Origin of the sequence: Pantoea sp. At-9b (assembly GCF_000175935.2) — a bacterium.
Lineage (GTDB): Bacteria > Pseudomonadota > Gammaproteobacteria > Enterobacterales > Enterobacteriaceae > Pantoea.
The window spans coordinates 358,848-374,591 of the sequence record NC_014837.1; the positions used below are offsets into that span (position 1 = coordinate 358,848).

General features: G+C 53.8%; 14 protein-coding genes. 9 read left to right on the forward strand and 5 right to left on the reverse strand.

Features of this window, described 5'->3' with window-relative positions; genetic code table 11:
• The first annotated feature begins 121 nt into the window (after nucleotides 1-121).
• From PAT9B_RS01565 to PAT9B_RS01585, 5 genes are all read left to right on the forward strand, one after another.
• Nucleotides 122-613 carry an Lrp/AsnC family transcriptional regulator gene (locus PAT9B_RS01565; RefSeq protein ID WP_013507495.1) on the forward strand — a complete coding sequence of 164 codons (492 nt, stop codon included), beginning with the start codon at nucleotides 122-124 and terminating at the stop codon, nucleotides 611-613.
• Between the two features lie 228 nt (nucleotides 614-841).
• Entirely contained in the window at nucleotides 842-1,456 is a 615-nt protein-coding gene (locus PAT9B_RS01570; protein WP_013507496.1) for a YitT family protein, read from the forward strand.
• A 48-nt stretch (nucleotides 1,457-1,504) separates the two neighbouring features.
• Nucleotides 1,505-2,698, forward strand: coding sequence for an amino acid aminotransferase (locus PAT9B_RS01575; protein ID WP_013507497.1), 1,194 nt, complete (start codon nucleotides 1,505-1,507; stop codon nucleotides 2,696-2,698).
• Nucleotides 2,699-2,821: 123 nt separating this feature from the next.
• A complete protein-coding gene (locus PAT9B_RS01580) occupies nucleotides 2,822-3,238 on the forward strand; it encodes a secondary thiamine-phosphate synthase enzyme YjbQ (protein WP_013507498.1) in 417 nt (138 codons plus the stop codon).
• 2 nt (nucleotides 3,239-3,240) lie between these two features.
• The gene (locus PAT9B_RS01585; protein ID WP_013507499.1) at nucleotides 3,241-3,591 is read left to right on the forward strand and encodes an MmcQ/YjbR family DNA-binding protein; all 351 of its coding nucleotides are present in this window, start codon (nucleotides 3,241-3,243) and stop codon (nucleotides 3,589-3,591) included.
• On the opposite strand, the gene PAT9B_RS01590 is transcribed toward PAT9B_RS01585, so the two are convergent.
• Both PAT9B_RS01590 and uvrA read right to left on the reverse strand, forming a co-directional pair.
• Nucleotides 3,588-4,652 carry an NAD(P)-dependent alcohol dehydrogenase gene (locus tag PAT9B_RS01590; RefSeq protein ID WP_013507500.1) on the reverse strand — a complete coding sequence of 355 codons (1,065 nt, stop codon included), beginning with the start codon at nucleotides 4,650-4,652 and terminating at the stop codon, nucleotides 3,588-3,590. The two genes, PAT9B_RS01585 and PAT9B_RS01590, sit on opposite strands and share 4 nt — an antisense overlap.
• 223 nt (nucleotides 4,653-4,875) lie before the next feature.
• Nucleotides 4,876-7,704, reverse strand: coding sequence for an excinuclease ABC subunit UvrA (gene uvrA / locus PAT9B_RS01595; RefSeq protein WP_013507501.1), 2,829 nt, complete (start codon nucleotides 7,702-7,704; stop codon nucleotides 4,876-4,878).
• Between the two features lie 213 nt (nucleotides 7,705-7,917).
• Here uvrA and ssb1 point away from each other — a divergent pair, with 213 nt between their 5' ends.
• Nucleotides 7,918-8,466, forward strand: coding sequence for a single-stranded DNA-binding protein SSB1 (gene ssb1, locus PAT9B_RS01600; RefSeq protein WP_013507502.1), 549 nt, complete (start codon nucleotides 7,918-7,920; stop codon nucleotides 8,464-8,466).
• 138 nt (nucleotides 8,467-8,604) lie between these two features.
• On the opposite strand, the gene PAT9B_RS01605 is transcribed toward ssb1, so the two are convergent.
• Nucleotides 8,605-9,996 (reverse strand): amino acid permease, encoded by a 1,392-nt coding sequence (locus tag PAT9B_RS01605; protein ID WP_013507503.1) that lies wholly within the window; start codon nucleotides 9,994-9,996, stop codon nucleotides 8,605-8,607.
• 390 nt (nucleotides 9,997-10,386) lie between these two features.
• Here PAT9B_RS01605 and PAT9B_RS01610 point away from each other — a divergent pair, with 390 nt between their 5' ends.
• Nucleotides 10,387-11,517 carry an SMP-30/gluconolactonase/LRE family protein gene (locus PAT9B_RS01610; protein ID WP_013507504.1) on the forward strand — a complete coding sequence of 377 codons (1,131 nt, stop codon included), beginning with the start codon at nucleotides 10,387-10,389 and terminating at the stop codon, nucleotides 11,515-11,517.
• Here PAT9B_RS01610 and PAT9B_RS01615 read toward each other — a convergent pair.
• Nucleotides 11,507-12,046: an isochorismatase family protein gene (locus PAT9B_RS01615; RefSeq protein ID WP_013507505.1), complete on the reverse strand. Its 540-nt coding sequence runs from the start codon at nucleotides 12,044-12,046 to the stop codon at nucleotides 11,507-11,509. The two genes, PAT9B_RS01610 and PAT9B_RS01615, sit on opposite strands and share 11 nt — an antisense overlap.
• Nucleotides 12,047-12,175: 129 nt before the next feature.
• Between PAT9B_RS01615 and PAT9B_RS01620 the strand changes: the two genes are divergently transcribed.
• Nucleotides 12,176-13,006, forward strand: coding sequence for an AraC family transcriptional regulator (locus PAT9B_RS01620; protein WP_013507506.1), 831 nt, complete (start codon nucleotides 12,176-12,178; stop codon nucleotides 13,004-13,006).
• 73 nt (nucleotides 13,007-13,079) lie between these two features.
• Nucleotides 13,080-14,039, forward strand: a complete 960-nt coding sequence (locus PAT9B_RS01625) for a DMT family transporter (RefSeq protein ID WP_013507507.1) — start codon at nucleotides 13,080-13,082, stop codon at nucleotides 14,037-14,039.
• A gap of 908 nt (nucleotides 14,040-14,947) precedes the next feature.
• On the opposite strand, the gene PAT9B_RS01630 is transcribed toward PAT9B_RS01625, so the two are convergent.
• A complete protein-coding gene (locus PAT9B_RS01630; RefSeq protein ID WP_013507508.1) occupies nucleotides 14,948-15,343 on the reverse strand; it encodes an IS3 family transposase in 396 nt (131 codons plus the stop codon).
• Nucleotides 15,344-15,744: the final 401 nt, after the last annotated feature.

The window sequence follows — 15,744 nt, forward strand, 5'->3', positions numbered from 1 at the left end:
TTCCCCTCTGCATGCACGATCTGTGCATGCATTTCACGTCATCAGAAAATAGTGTTGGACAACCCCGCCTTTAATCAGGTTATCTGTAGCAAAGCGCACCCCTTTACGCTCTGGAAGCAGAATGACTCAGGTAGACGATTACGACCTTAAGATACTGACATTATTACAATCTAACGGCCGCCTCACCAACCAGGAACTCAGTGATTTAGTTGGCCTTTCGGCGTCCCAATGTTCACGCCGCCGCATCAATCTTGAGCAGGCAAACTTGATTCTTGGCTATCACGCCCGCTTATCACCCGATGCTATTGGCCTCGGCATGGTGGGATTGATTGAAGTGCGACTGATTAACCACACCCCCGATTACGAAGAGAGTTTTCACCGCATGGTGGAGCAGGAAACGGCCATCGTCGATGCGTTCAAAACCACCGGTGATGCGGATTACCTGCTGAAAGTTGCGGTGGCCGATCTGGCTTCACTCAGTGCGTTAATCAGCCAATTGGTGTCGGGCCATCAAAGCGTGGCCCATGTGAAAACCTCGGTCGTGTTGAGCCGTTTAAAAGAGAACGGTTTGATGATAATTCCCGAGCACAAAACGCGCCAAAAAAGTGCGTGATGTGCTAGTCTGGTGCAATTATTGCCAATCAAATGCAAAAAACGCGCACCAGATAACAGATTTGTGCATGGATTACTGATTTAACCTCCAGGCCGTGCACAAAAACCTGCAATAAAGCGCCTTAGTTATCAATTGGATAATCACTGGCACCCATCGGCGACGACACGACGTCGCCGATGTGGTGCGTTTTTTGCATTTGAAGCGCATCAATTGCAATGAGAAAAATCCATGGATAACGTTGTCGAACCCACCAAAATTCCCCATTCCCGCATCGAAGATGCTCTGGCGATAGTGCTTGGCACTTTGATGGTCTCCTTTGGCGTAATTATGCTGAAGCAGGCTGGCGCACTGACCGGCAGCTCTGCCGGGATTGCTTTCTTAATTAGCTACCTGACGCCGCTTTCGTTTGGCAGCGCCTTTTTTCTGATTAACCTGCCGTTTTACTGGCTGGCCGTGCGGCGCATGGGCTGGGAATTTACCCTGAAAACGTTCTGCGCAGTGGGGCTGGTGTCGCTGTTTACCCATCTACACCCACTGTTCATCCATTTTTCCTCACTAAATCCGTTTTATGCGACATTGTTCGGTAACGTGGTAATGGGGATTGGGTTTATAGTGTTGTTTCGTCACAAGGCCAGCCTCGGCGGCGTCAATATTTTGGCGCTCTGGTTGCAGGACCGTATCGGTCTGCGCGCCGGGAAACTGCAAATGGCGGTGGATACCTGCGTGGTGCTGGCTTCGCTGTTTGTCGTCTCCGTCCCTATGCTGCTGGCCTCGATAGCGGGTGCGGTGATCCTGAATCTGATCATCGCCATGAATCACCGCCCCGGCCGCTACAGGGTCTGACGATGCATCATTACCTGACTTTTTTGACCAATCATGGAGATCTGCACCGTGTTTCAAAACGTTGATGCCTATGCCGGCGATCCGATTCTGTCGCTGATGGAAACCTTCAAGCAGGACCAGCGCGCAAATAAAGTGAATCTGAGCATCGGCCTCTATTATAACGAGCAGGGCATCATTCCTCAGCTGCAGGCCGTAGCCGCAGCGGAAGAACGCCTGCAAGCGGCCCCGCATCAGGCTTCGCTGTATCTGCCGATGGAAGGTTTTGGTCCCTACCGTAACGCCATTGCACCGCTGCTGTTTGGCAGCGAGCACCCGATGCTGAAAGCGGGCCGTATTGCCTCCATTCAGACGCTGGGTGGCTCCGGTGCGCTGAAAGTGGGTGCGGATTTCCTGAAACGTTACTTCCCGAACTCCAACGTATGGGTCAGCGATCCAACGTGGGAAAACCACATTGCGATTTTCAACGGCGCAGGTTTTGAGGTCAGCACTTACCCGTGGTATGACGCTGACACCAACGGCGTGAAATTCGATGCCTTTATCGCTGCGCTGAAAACCCTGCCGAAGCAAAGCATCGTGCTGCTGCATCCGTGCTGCCATAACCCGACCGGTGCTGATCTGACCAATGCACAGTGGGATCAGACAGTTGAAGTGCTGAAAGCACAGGAACTGATTCCGTTCCTCGACATCGCGTATCAGGGCTTTGGCGCGGGCATGAACGAAGATGCGTATGCGATTCGTGCTGTTGCAGCCGCGGGCCTGCCTGCGCTGGTCAGCAACTCGTTCTCAAAAATCTTCTCTCTGTATGGCGAGCGCGTCGGTGGACTTTCCATCGTGTGCGATAGCGCAGAAGAAGCCGGTCGCGTGTTGGGTCAGTTGAAAGCCACCGTGCGTCGTAACTACTCCAGCCCGCCGAACTTCGGTGCGCAGGTGGTTTCCTGCGTGTTGAATGATGAAGCGCTGCTGAACAACTGGCTGGCGGAAGTGGAAGCGATGCGCCTGCGTATCATCGAAATGCGTCAGGCGCTGGTTGCGGTGCTGCGTGAGAAGCTGCCGGGCCAGAACTTCGATTACCTGCTGAAACAGCGCGGTATGTTCAGCTACACCGGTCTGAGTGCTCAGCAGGTCGATCGCCTGCGTGATGAGTTCGGCGTTTATCTGATTGCCAGTGGCCGTATGTGCGTGGCGGGATTGAACAGCCGCAACGTACATCAGGTAGCAGAAGCCTTTGCCGCGGTGATGTAACCCGCGATAAATCGCCAGCCTTCGGGCTGGCGTTTTTTTCACGTCTTTTCAGACCGTTTTTTCCTTTACCTTTCGCCGTCATGCTGCACACTTAAACCGTGTGTTTAATTCAGGATTCAGGGCATGTGGCACCAACAAACCTTAACGCTTAGCGCCAAACCTCGTGGTTTTCATCTGGTCACCGACGAAATCGTCGGGCAGTTACGCGCCCTGTCGGATGTGCGTATCGGTCAGTTGCATTTGTTGCTACAGCACACTTCTGCCTCACTGACTCTGAATGAAAATTGTGATCCCACGGTACGCAGCGACATGGAGCAACATTTTCTGCGTCATGTGCCGGAAAATGCCCCCTATCAGCACGATTATGAAGGTGCAGATGATATGCCCGCGCACATTAAGTCGTCGCTGCTCGGCGTATCCTTGTTGCTACCGATTAGCCGTGGGCGGCTAATGCTGGGAACGTGGCAGGGGATCTGGCTCGGTGAGCATCGGGTTCACGGCGGCGCGCGGCGCATTGTCGCCACCTTACAAGGGGAGTAAACATGAACACTTCGGATCTACTGACATATTGCATGAGCAAGCCGGGCGCGGAACAAAGCGTGCACAGTGACTGGAAAGCCACGCAGATTAAAAGCGATGGGATTTTGTTTGCGATGGTGCATGAGGTGAAAGGGCGTCCGGCGGTTTCGCTGAAAGCCACCCCGGCGCTGGCCGAGTTATTGCGTGAAGAACATAACGATGTGTTTCCCAGCGAGCATCTGAACAAATCCCACTGGAGCACGCTGTGGTTAGACGGCTCCCTGAAAGATTCACAGATTTACTATCTGGTGGATGCTTCCTGGCAACGGGCTGACGCCACGCGCGCGGCGGGCGTCAGCCATGAAGAGGATTAAGCCGCAGCTTCCTCACGCAGGGTGTTGATATCAATTACAAAACGGTATTTCACGTCGCTTTTCAGCATACGCTCATAGGCTTCGTTGATTTGGTTCATGGCGATCAGTTCGATATCTGAAGTGATACCGTGCTTACCACAGAAGTCCAGCATTTCCTGGGTTTCTGCGATACCGCCAATCAGCGAGCCAGCAATGCTGCGGCGTTTGAAGATCAGGTTAAACACCTGCGGTGCCGGGTGATCGTGCTCGGGTGCGCCAACTAACGTCATGTTGCCATCGCGTTTCAGCAGGGCAATAAACGGGTTGAGATCGTGCTGCGCCGCCACGGTGTTGAGGATGAAGTCAAAGCTGTTGAGGTGCTGAGCCATCTGATCCGCATCCTTCGAGATCACCACTTCGTCAGCGCCAAGGCGTTTACCGTCTTCAATTTTTGACGGCGAGGTGGTGAACAGCACCACATGTGCGCCCATGGCGTGCGCCAGCTTCACCCCCATATGACCCAGACCACCGAGACCAACGATGCCCACTTTCTTGCCCGGGCCGACATTCCAGTGGCGCAGCGGGGAATATGTGGTAATACCGGCACACAGCAGTGGGGCCACGCCTGCCAGATCGAGGTTTTCCGGCACGCGCAGTACAAAGCTCTCATCGACTACCATGCTGGTGGAGTAGCCGCCATAGGTGATGGCTTTGGTTTCGCGATCTTCACCGTTGTAGGTGCCAACAAAACCGTTTTCACAGTACTGCTCCAGACCTTCCTGGCAGCTCGGACAGCTACGGCAGGAATCAACCATACAGCCAACGCCCACCAGATCGCCCACTTTATATTTGTGGGTGTGTGCGCCAACCGCAGTGACGCGGCCAACGATTTCATGACCCGGCACGACCGGGAAAAGGGTGTTTTTCCATTCGTTACGCGCGGTATGCAGGTCAGAGTGGCAGACGCCGCAGTACAACACTTCAATCTGCACATCATGAGCGCGCAACTCGCGCGGCTTATAGTCGAACGGGGCGAGTTTGGATTTCGCGTCCTGTGCGGCATAGGCATGCGTAATATTCATGGTGTCTCCAGTTACGATGTGTCGTGAGTTTTTTGCGGGGTCCCCTCCGCGTAGCGGGAGGGACAAAGGCGCGTTGAGTGCGCCAAAAAGGAACTGTGTAAGGATAGTCACCCGGTGGGAAAGCGTATATGCCTGAAGATGTCTGATTCTTGCCTGTTTCTGCATTTCTCTGGGGGATCTGGCAGAAACAATCAGGCCCGCAATCGCGGGCCTGGGAGGGAAATTACTTTTTTAACATTGGCTTAAGGAAGCGTGCCGTATGTGATTTCTCACATTCCGCGACGGTTTCCGGTGTACCTGCCACCAGGATTTCACCGCCGCCGCTGCCGCCTTCCGGACCGAGATCGACGATCCAGTCCGCCGTTTTGATCACATCAAGATTGTGCTCAATCACCACGATGGTATTGCCCTGATCGCGTAGCTGATGCAGTACTTCCAACAGCTGTTGGATATCGGCAAAGTGCAGACCGGTGGTCGGTTCGTCGAGAATGTACAGCGTCTGGCCGGTGCCACGTTTCGACAGCTCACGCGCCAATTTAACGCGCTGCGCTTCACCGCCGGACAGCGTGGTAGCAGACTGTCCAAGACGGATATACGACAGGCCCACATCCATCAGCGTTTGTAGCTTGCGCGCCAGCGCAGGGACGGCATCAAAGAAGTCACGCGCTTCTTCGATGGTCATCTCCAGCACTTCATGAATGCTTTTGCCTTTGTATTTAATCTCCAGCGTTTCACGGTTATAGCGTTTGCCTTTGCACTGATCGCAGGGGACGTAAATGTCGGGCAGGAAGTGCATTTCGACTTTAATCACGCCATCGCCCTGGCAGGCTTCACAACGTCCACCGCGCACGTTAAAGCTGAAGCGTCCAGGGTTATAACCACGCGAACGCGACTCTGGCACACCGGCAAACAATTCGCGCACCGGGGTGAAGATACCGGTATAGGTCGCCGGGTTGGAACGCGGTGTACGGCCGATCGGGCTTTGATCGATATCGATCACTTTGTCGAAATGCTCCAGACCAGCGATCTCACGATATGGCGCGGGTTCGCCACTGGTGGCACCGTTTAACTGACGTTGGGCAATCGGGAACAACGTATCGTTAATCAACGTCGATTTACCGGAACCGGAGACACCGGTGATACAGGTAAACAAGCCAACTGGCACCGTCAGCGTCACGTCTTTCAGGTTATTGCCGCGCGCGCCTGTCAACTTCAGCACCTTGGCCGGATCTCCTTTGATGCGCTCTTTTGGCACGGCAATTTCCCGTTTGCCGCTCAGGTACTGACCGGTGAGGGAATCTTCATGCGCCATAATGGCGTTCACATCACCTTCTGCGACCACCTGGCCGCCGTGCACACCTGCGCCAGGGCCGATATCAATAATATGGTCGGCGGCACGGATCGCATCTTCATCATGTTCGACCACAATCACCGTATTGCCGAGGTCGCGCAGATGGATCAGCGTACTCAGCAGGCGTTCGTTGTCGCGTTGATGCAGGCCAATTGACGGTTCATCCAGCACGTACATCACACCCACCAGACCGGCACCAATCTGGCTGGCCAGACGGATACGCTGGGCTTCACCGCCGGACAGCGTTTCTGCGGAGCGTGACATGGAAAGGTAATTTAACCCGACGTTGACGAGGAAGCTCAGGCGATCGCCAATCTCTTTCAACACTTTCTCAGCAATTTTGGCACGCTGACCGCTCAGTTTGAGATCGCGGAAGAAATCCATCGCATGGCCGATGCTCATGTCAGAGATGGTCGGCAGGTTGGTGTTTTCCACAAATACGTGGCGTGCTTCACGGCGCAGACGGGTGCCTTCACAGCTGGCGCAGGCGCGGTTGCTGATAAATTTCGCCAGCTCCTCACGTACCGCGTTCGATTCCGTCTCTTTGTAGCGGCGCTCCATATTGTGCAGCACGCCTTCAAACGGATGGCGGCGCACCGAGGTGTCGCCACGGTCGTTGATATATTTGAATTCAATATTTTCTTTGCCGGAGCCGTACAAAATAACCTGCTGCGCTTTGTCGCTCAGGCTGTTAAACGGTGCTTCGACATCGAAATCCAGATGTTCAGACAGTGAACGCAGCATCTGGAAATAGTAGAAATTGCGGCGATCCCAGCCGCGAATCGCACCGCCCGCCAGCGACAGCTCCGGGTTTTGCACCACGCGATCGGGATCGAAATATTGCTGCACACCGAGGCCGTCACAGGTTGGACAGGCACCTGCCGGGTTGTTGAACGAGAACAGACGCGGTTCCAGTTCACGCATGCTGTAACCGCACACCGGGCAAGCAAAGTTGGCGGAGAACAGCATCTCTTCGGCGCTGCTGTCATCCATATCGGCAACAATCGCTGTGCCGCCGCTCAGTTCCAGGGCGGTTTCGAACGATTCGGCTAAACGTGTCGCGAGATCATCACGCACGCGGAAGCGGTCAATCACCACTTCGATAGTATGCTTCTTCTGCAGCTCCAGCTTCGGCGGATCGGAAAGATCGCAGACTTCGCCGTCGATACGGGCGCGGATATAGCCCTGCGAAGCAAGGTTCTCCAGCGTTTTGGTGTGTTCGCCTTTGCGATCCTTCACCACCGGAGCCAGCAGCATCAGGCGACGACCTTCTTCCTGGGCCAGCACCTGATCCACCATCTGACTGACGGTTTGCGCCGCCAGGGTGACGTCATGATCCGGACAGCGCGGTTCGCCTACGCGGGCGAACAACAGACGCAGATAGTCGTGGATTTCCGTAATGGTGCCGACGGTCGAGCGCGGGTTATGGGATGTGGATTTTTGCTCAATTGAGATGGCGGGCGAGAGACCTTCAATATGGTCAACGTCCGGCTTCTCCATTAAAGAAAGAAACTGGCGCGCATAGGCAGAGAGCGACTCCACATAGCGACGCTGACCTTCCGCGTACAGCGTATCAAACGCCAGAGAGGATTTACCGGAGCCTGACAGACCGGTGACCACAATGAGTTTGTCGCGAGGGATGATCAGGTTGATGTTTTTCAAATTATGGGTGCGGGCACCACGAACTTCGATCTTATCCATTCACCTTTCCCGGATTAGCAGCACTCGCCGCGCCTTGCCGACGGCGGCCAGAAGAAACGCGTATTATGGCACAAAAAATAGACTGAATAAATATCCAGTATTTTGTGTTTTTTTGTGTATTCTGGAAGCCAGCTCGAAAGTGGGAACCGCGATCCAGACGTGCTAGAATTGATCGTTTAGTATTGACGCATTAACTCATCGGGAGACAGCAACATGGCCAGTCGTGGCGTTAACAAAGTGATTCTTGTCGGGAATCTGGGTCAGGATCCGGAAGTACGTTATATGCCAAATGGTGGCGCAGTTGCCAACATTACGCTGGCTACGTCAGAAAGTTGGCGTGATAAACAAACCGGTGAAAACAAAGAGATCACCGAATGGCACCGTGTTGTGCTGTTTGGCAAACTGGCGGAAGTTGCCGGTGAATACCTGCGTAAAGGTTCACAGGTCTATATCGAAGGCCAGCTGCGTACCCGTAAATGGCAGGACCAGGGCGGCCAGGAACGTTACACGACGGAAATCGTGGTGAACGTGGGCGGCACCATGCAGATGCTGGGTGGCCGTCAGCAGGGCGCGAGCACCGGTGGTGCGCCGATGGGCGGCCAGGGCGGCGGCAACAACAATGGCTGGGGTCAGCCACAGCAGCCACAGCAGCCGCAGGGCGGCAACCAGTTCAGCGGTGGCGCACAGCAGCGTCCGCAGCAGCAGAGTGCACCGGCGAACAACGAACCGCCGATGGATTTTGATGACGACATCCCGTTCTAAGATCAGAACGCGTTGCAGATGGATTTTGAAAGAGGCCAGATGGCCTCTTTTTTTATGCTCTTTTTCTCGCCGATGACATCCAGTTGACCCTGATCTGCTGATATTGGCCCGTTGCGCGGGCCAGATGCCGTTACGGTCTCAGAGCGGTTTGGTGTCTACCATCGTGCCGATGGGCGCGGGGTTTTTCTTCTTTCTTAAGTGATAACTTACGGCCAGCACCACCAGCCAGACGGGGATGAGCCAAACTGAAATCGCAATGCCCGGCGTGATAGACATAATCACCAGGATACCGGCCAGGAACAGCAGGCACAGGATATTGGTCACCGGGTAGCCCAGGCTGGGGAAACGGGTTTTCTGTTTAGCGGAGCGCATGGCACGGCGGAATTTCAGGTGGGTGATACTGATCATCGCCCAGTTAATGACCAGTGCAGAAACGACCAGCGACATCAGCAGTTCGAAAGCTTTGCCCGGCATAAGGTAGTTCAGCAGCACACACAGCGCGGTTACCAGTGCCGAGACGCTGAGCGCGTTGAAAGGAATTCCGCGCCGGTTAATTTTTAACAATGCGGCCGGTGCATTCCCTTGTTTCGCCAGACCAAACAACATGCGGCTGTTGCTGAACACGCAGCTGTTATAAACGGAAAGCGCAGCAGACAACACCACGGCGTTAAGCAAGGTCGCGACCAGATTACTGTCAAGTGCATGGAAAATCAGGACGAACGGGCTGCCCCCTTCGACCACTTTCTGCCACGGATAAAGCGACAGCAGCACAGCCAGCGCGCCAACATAGAACAGCAGGATGCGATAGATAACTTGGTTGGTGGCTTTCGGAATGCTTTTTTGCGGATTATCGGCCTCGGCGGCGGTAATGCCGATCAGCTCCAGACCACCAAATGAGAACATGATCACGGCCATGGCCATTACCAGTCCCTTGATTCCATTAGGGAAAAAACCGCCATGCTGCCACAGGTTTGCCACACTGGCCTCGGGACCGCCGTGTCCGCTGGCGAGCAGCCAGGCACCGAAACCGATCATACCGACAATCGCCGCGACTTTGATGATTGAAAACCAGAATTCGACCTCACCATAAATCTTCACGTTGGTCATATTGATGGCATTGATCGCGACAAAGAATACCGCGGCAGAAACCCAGGTCGGGATTTCCGGCCACCAGTATTGGACGTAAATACCGACTGCGGTCAGCTCTGCCATGCTGACCAGCACGTAAAGCACCCAGTAATTCCAGCCTGATACGAAGCCAGCAAAACGCCCCCAGTATTGGTTGGCGAAATGGCTAAATGAGCCAGCAACCGGTTCGTGAACCACCATCTCGCCGAGCTGGCGCATAATAAAGAAGGCGATCGCTCCGGCAATGGCATAGCCCAGCAGGACCGAGGGGCCTGCCATTTTTATGGTTTGTGCAATGCCAAGAAACAGCCCGGTGCCGATTGCGCCTCCCAGCGCAATCAACTGAATATGGCGATTCTTCAAGCCTCTGTGCAGCTGACTTTCTGACTGATGGTTGCCCATGCCTACTCCCCGCAGGTATCAATATTTATCTACATGGGATTAGCAATTCCTGGGCCAGCAAGAGATTCTGTTGAGAGGATGATGGCTAACATAATGATAATAAAGAGTAATTATTTTATTGGCTTATTCACGTTTCGTGCATTAATTGCGCTTTTTGTGGATTTATCGTGCTTTATTTTGTTTATTTGCACACGATATAAGCGATAAATGTCTGTTTGGTGATGAACTTGAACCAAAAAGGTGCATGACGAGGTGCGGGTTCGCTCGCCAGTTGCCCGCTGGCTTTAACCTTTTGCCACATTCCTCGCGTCGTGGCACAAAAAGCCGTTCATCCCCACAGCGGCTTCGCCATCCTGTCAGGCCTAACATAACGGCTTAAAAGGAGTGTGAGTGAACCTCAACCGCCGTACCTTTCTGCTGGCTCTTGGTGCGCTGGGCATAGCGCGCAACGCACAGGCCTTTACCGCTGAGGACCCGTTACCGCTGGAGCTGGTCCTGGTTTCGCCGTGGATGGCGAATCAGGTGGCGTTAACCCGCGAGAATGTGCTGTTTCTGGGCTTGCCGCGTTATGCCAAAGATAAACCCACACCTTCGCTGGCGCGGCGCGAAGCGGATGGGCGTCTGCGGGCGTTCCCCGGTAATAGCTGGAATGAATGGCAGCCGGGTGAGGATGGACGCAATGCGTTTGTCTACCTCAACTCAGTGCATATCTTTGCTGATGATACGGTGTGGTGTGTCGATCAGGGTTCGCTCAGTGCCGGCATTTTTTCGCCACAGGACGCGGTGCCGCAACCCGGCGCGCAAAAGCTGGTCCAGCTGGATGCACACAGTGGTGACATACTGCAAATCCTGCGTTTTGATGAGCATATTCTGCCGCCAGGCGCGCAGATGAACGACCTGCGTTTTCACGGCACTGCACTGTATATCACCGACTCTGGCCTGGGTGGCATCATTGTGCACGATATGGCCAGCGGCAAGACCCAACGCCGATTGTCGGGTAATACGGTGGTGAAAGCGTCAGATAAAGCGCCACCCGCGATGCTGTCGGGCATCAAAGGCAGCAAAACGTTCCATCCGCCCAATAGCGACATGATTGAAATCACCGCTGACGGTAAGTGGCTTTACTGGGCTGCACCGACCGGGCCGCTTTATCGCGTGGAAACCCGTTGGCTGCAAAGTGATCTGAGTGATGAAGACATCCTCCCCCATGTGGAGCAGGTGTACGACAACAACTTTTCGGGAGGCTGCTGTATGGATGCGGCGGGCAATGTCTATTTCTCGGAAACCGTCACCCACAACATTCGGGTGTTGGCACCGTCAGGTGAAACTCGCGTCATTGCCAGCGATGCGCGGCTGTTAAGGCCGGATGGCACCTTTATCAGCGCCGATCGTCAGCTCTACATTCCGGTAAAACAGCCGCTGCCTGCGCAACCTGGTGCGGTTGCGCACTTTGCTATTTATAAGCTGGCGTTGCCCGATGAGTTTCAGGGCCTCAGCCTGGGTGGAGCGGTTACGGGATAACCGCCTCTGGCTGCCAGGCGGCCAGCAGCTCTGCGGTCGGTCGCACCTGCACCGGATTGCCCGGCAGGATCAGATCGGCCCAGACTTCGTTATGTTGGTTGATCAACTGCTGCGCGGATGCCCAGGTGCGATCGGCCGTGGTATGCGCATCGGCGGCGACTGTGATGCGATAGCCGAGGCTGGCCCCCACCTTGAGGGTGGTATCGACACAATAATCGGTCGCGCAGCCACACATCACGAAAGCGCTAATGTTGTGTTGCTCAAGCTGTGCGGCCAGATCGGTCTGCCAGAAGCCGTCACAGGCGGTTTTATTGACGTACAGGGCGTTGGCCGGTTGTTGTAGCTCAGGCACTATCTGCCAGGCTTCGCTATGCAGCTCCAGGCACGGGCCGACGTGCTGGATAAAAATCACCTGGTCAGCAGCGGCCATCAGTTGATTGATGCGCGCGCAACGCCCGGCTCGGTCAAAACGCGGCGTTGCCAGCACGCCGTTCTGCATGTCCACCACCATCACTACATTGCTTCCCATTATCGCCTCCTTTTATATGCCTGTATGTCAGTGTCGCGCTGAAGCCACGCCCAGGCAAAACAAATCTGTTTTGCATTTTGCCCGTCTTACGGGGCATGCTGGTTACCTTGTTAACGATGGAGGTGTGTCGTGTCAGTGGTTCCTGCAATCTTCCCGTGCGAGCGTGACCGCGCGCAGTTTCAGCAATTTGCTGAGCTGCCGGGCATTGAGCTGTACCAGGCGCATATCTCCCGCTATGCCTTTGAGCCGCATACGCACGAAGCGTTTGGCATCGGCACGATTGAGTCCGGCGCGCAGCGTTTTCGCTATCGGGGTACGCATTACACCGCCCCAATGCATTCACTGGTGATGATGAACCCTGACGAGCTGCATACCGGCGAATCCGCCTGTGAAGAGGGCTGGCGTTACCGCATGATCTACATTCAGCCGGATGAAATGGACAGGCTGACTGGCGATCGTAACTGGTGGTTCAGTGAGGCACTGCGCACCGATGTCCGTCTGGCGCACCCCTTTTCGCTGCGGCTGGCGGCCTTGTGGCAGGCCGAGTCGGCGCTGGAACGGGAAGGGTTGTTGGTGGAGTTGCTGGAGTTGATGCGCCCATTGGCGCAGCGTGGGCAATCCCGACCCATTGAGGCGAGGCACCGATTTGATCAGGTGAAGGCGTATCTGCGTGAAAACCTCGCTGAGCCGGTCCGGCTGGATGAGCTGGCCGCACTGGCAGGCCTCTCCCCCTGGCATTTTCTGCGCAGTTTCCGTCAGCAGTTTCACGTCACCCCCCATCAAATGTTGATGGCATTCCGTCTGTATGACGCCAAGTCACGGCTGGCGCAGGGGGAAAGTGCGGCCTCGGTTGCGGCTGCGGTTGGCTTAACCGACCAGGCACATTTGACGCGTGCCTTTGCCCATCGCTATGGCATCACCCCTGGCCGCTATCAAAAACAGGTCTGGCCCGCACGCTAACCGCAATCTGCTACAAGCTTTTGCGGCTGGGTTCCGCCACACTGCGGCGGAATATCTCAATCAGGAAAAGATTATGTTGGCTGGAGTTCTGTTCGCGCTGGCGGCGGGGTTGATGTGGGGGCTGATCTTTGTCGGGCCGCTGCTGGTACCGGATTATCCCGGGACATTGCAATCCGCCGGGCGCTATGTCGCTTTTGGTTTGATTGCGTTGCCGCTTGCCTGGCTGGATCGTCGTCGTCTGCGCCAACTGGTGCGCCAGGATTGGATTGAGGCGTTGAAACTGTCGCTGGTGGGGAATCTGATGTATTACGCCTTTCTCGCCACCGCCATTCAGCGTACCGGAGCACCGGTATCCACCATGATTATTGGCACCTTACCGGTGGTGATGTCGGTCACGGCGAATCTGTGTTACGGGCATCTTGAAGGGCGCTTGCCGTGGCGGCGACTGACACCCGCATTGCTGATCATCGCACTGGGATTAGTGTGCGTGAACGGTGCTGAGTTGCAGGCGCAGGGGGCAGCGCTTGACTGGCCGCGCTATCTCTCCGGGCTGCTGCTGGCGGTGATGGCGGTGGGCTGCTGGACCTGGTATCCGTTACGTAATGCGCGTTGGCTACGTAACCATCCGCAGCACAAACCCGGCAGTTGGGCGACCGCGCAAGGCCTGGTAACATTACCGCTGGCGTTAGTGTTTTATCTGCTGGTGTGCGGGCAGATCCACTGGCAGCAGCCCGATTTCGCCTTACCTTTTGGCCCGCAGCCGATGGTTTTCCTGTGGCTGATGCTGGCGATAGGGCTGTTATGCTCTTGGCTCGGAACCTTGTGCTGGAATGCGGCCAGCCAACGCCTGCCCACCGTGATCATGGGGCCGTTGATCGTGTTTGAAACGCTATCTGGCTTGTTCTGGACCTTCTTATGGCGGCAAAGCTGGCCGCCCCTGCTGACTGCCATCGGTATTGGCTGTCTGATTATTGGCGTCATCTCAGCTATGCGTATCAAGCCGCAACCGGTGGTGACCTCACTGGAAATTTAAGCGTGAAACGATGCCAGTACGTGGTGCTGGCATCCTGATTTGCGTCCACTTTTAAGATTATGACCAGACCAAAAACCTGCCTGTTTTTCCTCATCTGCACCCCAATCACGCCAGGTTATAACTCTTTATCATGACCACTGGCAGTTTTTTATCATGAAATGTTATATCAGTTGACGGGTTATCCGGGCGAGACGGGCAACATTCGCGCGCAAAAGATATGGATTAACAGGCAAAAGCGGCTGAAATCGTGGCTGAAGGGGAGCTGATGAGGGGGAAAACACCCCATACGGTCGTCATTTGATTGCTCTCTGGCACTGAAAAACCTGCCCCGGAACCATCATTTCTTCAAGGTGCGGCCGCCTGGTTGAGAATCTTCCGTCATCTTCATGCCGGGGAATGTTTAAGCATAACGATGGATAGTGAGCGGATATTAACTTATCCGGTATGGACAATCGCTTTATTGTTTAGCATTGATAACGTTTCTCTTCGGGAGTATTCCTGGTGCTTAAAACGCTAACCACATCTATGGCAATGGATAATATGATCACGTCAGGTTACTGTAGGTCCACTTAAAAGAAGAGTGGATGAGAGGGCGATTCTATTCTGTTGTTCATGCATGCTAAACAAAATTACAGTTATTTAGCCAAGTATATTAATGTTGATAAAGTAATTATGAAAGCCCCAATCTCACCTGAATGAGATTGGGAGGGACGTAAATAGCTTGAAATACGAGACTTTTGCTGATGTGAATCAATTTTACCGCAAAAAAAGAAGCAATTCCGCGATGTAATTTATCAGGAAAAAATGGTGCGTATTGTTATGTTTGGAACGCCGAATTAATTGATCTTCATCTCTTCTGGTAAGAACAAATCTCAGCATTAAGTCAAATAACAACGGTCTTACCATGGTTAGCGATTATCCGTACCTGAGGGATAGTGATAAACGCTGCGGCTAATATCCAGCAAGCGGCAACTGCGACGTGTGCCTATGTCGAAGGTGGTTTGCAGGAAGTTAACAGCCTGGCGTTTTTCATTGGTGGTAAAGAAGTTTTTCAGTACGCTTTGCAGCATCTCCTTATCAGAGCTAAGCGCCTGCAACTCGCGGGTGAGTGTTTGGAGCTTGTCTTCTAACTCTTTGATTCTTCTTCCCTCCTCAGAAGAGAGGCCAGAGAACTTTTTCTTCCAGCTATAGAAAGTGGCTTCGGAAATGCCAAGCTCCTCACAAATCTCCCTGACTTTCACTCCTGTTTCAGAAGCTTTAATGGCATTTGTGATTTGCTCTTCGCTATATCGTGACTTTCTCATAAATGCTATTACCTTTCTTATCAATTAGTGGATGAGAATTACTGTATTAATATCTGGTACTGCAAGAACACTATTAATGCAGTATTAAAGTGCGCGATTAGAATTGCGAGGGTTAAATTAAGATATTTAGAATAAATATCATCATGGGATAAGTCTTATTTTATTCTGATTGCCATTGAACGCCTTCCTGGTGTTGGGTTTTTGATATAGATTCATTTCATCCCAAATGCGGAAAAATTATACATTCATTGAAAAAACGGCATAACCTGCTTGCAAAAAAGACAGGATATGCCAGTGACTTTTTGGTCATTATTTTGACTGGAATCGGTTACATCCACTGGGTTTCGCGCCGGATTTAATCAGAATTATCCTGAATTCATTGTCAGAATCCTGATGCGAGT

Excerpts from the sequence above, each read along its gene's own strand:
- PAT9B_RS01565 (WP_013507495.1), top strand. The coding sequence starts at position 122 with ATGACTCAGGTAGACGATTACGACCTTAAGATACTGACATTATTACAA.
- PAT9B_RS01570 (WP_013507496.1), top strand. The coding sequence starts at position 842 with ATGGATAACGTTGTCGAACCCACCAAAATTCCCCATTCCCGCATCGAA.
- PAT9B_RS01580 (WP_013507498.1), top strand. The coding sequence starts at position 2,822 with ATGTGGCACCAACAAACCTTAACGCTTAGCGCCAAACCTCGTGGTTTT.
- PAT9B_RS01585 (WP_013507499.1), top strand. The coding sequence starts at position 3,241 with ATGAACACTTCGGATCTACTGACATATTGCATGAGCAAGCCGGGCGCG.
- PAT9B_RS01590 (WP_013507500.1), bottom strand. The coding sequence starts at position 4,652 with ATGAATATTACGCATGCCTATGCCGCACAGGACGCGAAATCCAAACTC.
- uvrA (WP_013507501.1), bottom strand. The coding sequence starts at position 7,704 with ATGGATAAGATCGAAGTTCGTGGTGCCCGCACCCATAATTTGAAAAAC.
- ssb1 (WP_013507502.1), top strand. The coding sequence starts at position 7,918 with ATGGCCAGTCGTGGCGTTAACAAAGTGATTCTTGTCGGGAATCTGGGT.
- PAT9B_RS01605 (WP_013507503.1), bottom strand. The coding sequence starts at position 9,996 with ATGGGCAACCATCAGTCAGAAAGTCAGCTGCACAGAGGCTTGAAGAAT.
- PAT9B_RS01615 (WP_013507505.1), bottom strand. The coding sequence starts at position 12,046 with ATGGGAAGCAATGTAGTGATGGTGGTGGACATGCAGAACGGCGTGCTG.
- PAT9B_RS01625 (WP_013507507.1), top strand. The coding sequence starts at position 13,080 with ATGTTGGCTGGAGTTCTGTTCGCGCTGGCGGCGGGGTTGATGTGGGGG.
- PAT9B_RS01630 (WP_013507508.1), bottom strand. The coding sequence starts at position 15,343 with ATGAGAAAGTCACGATATAGCGAAGAGCAAATCACAAATGCCATTAAA.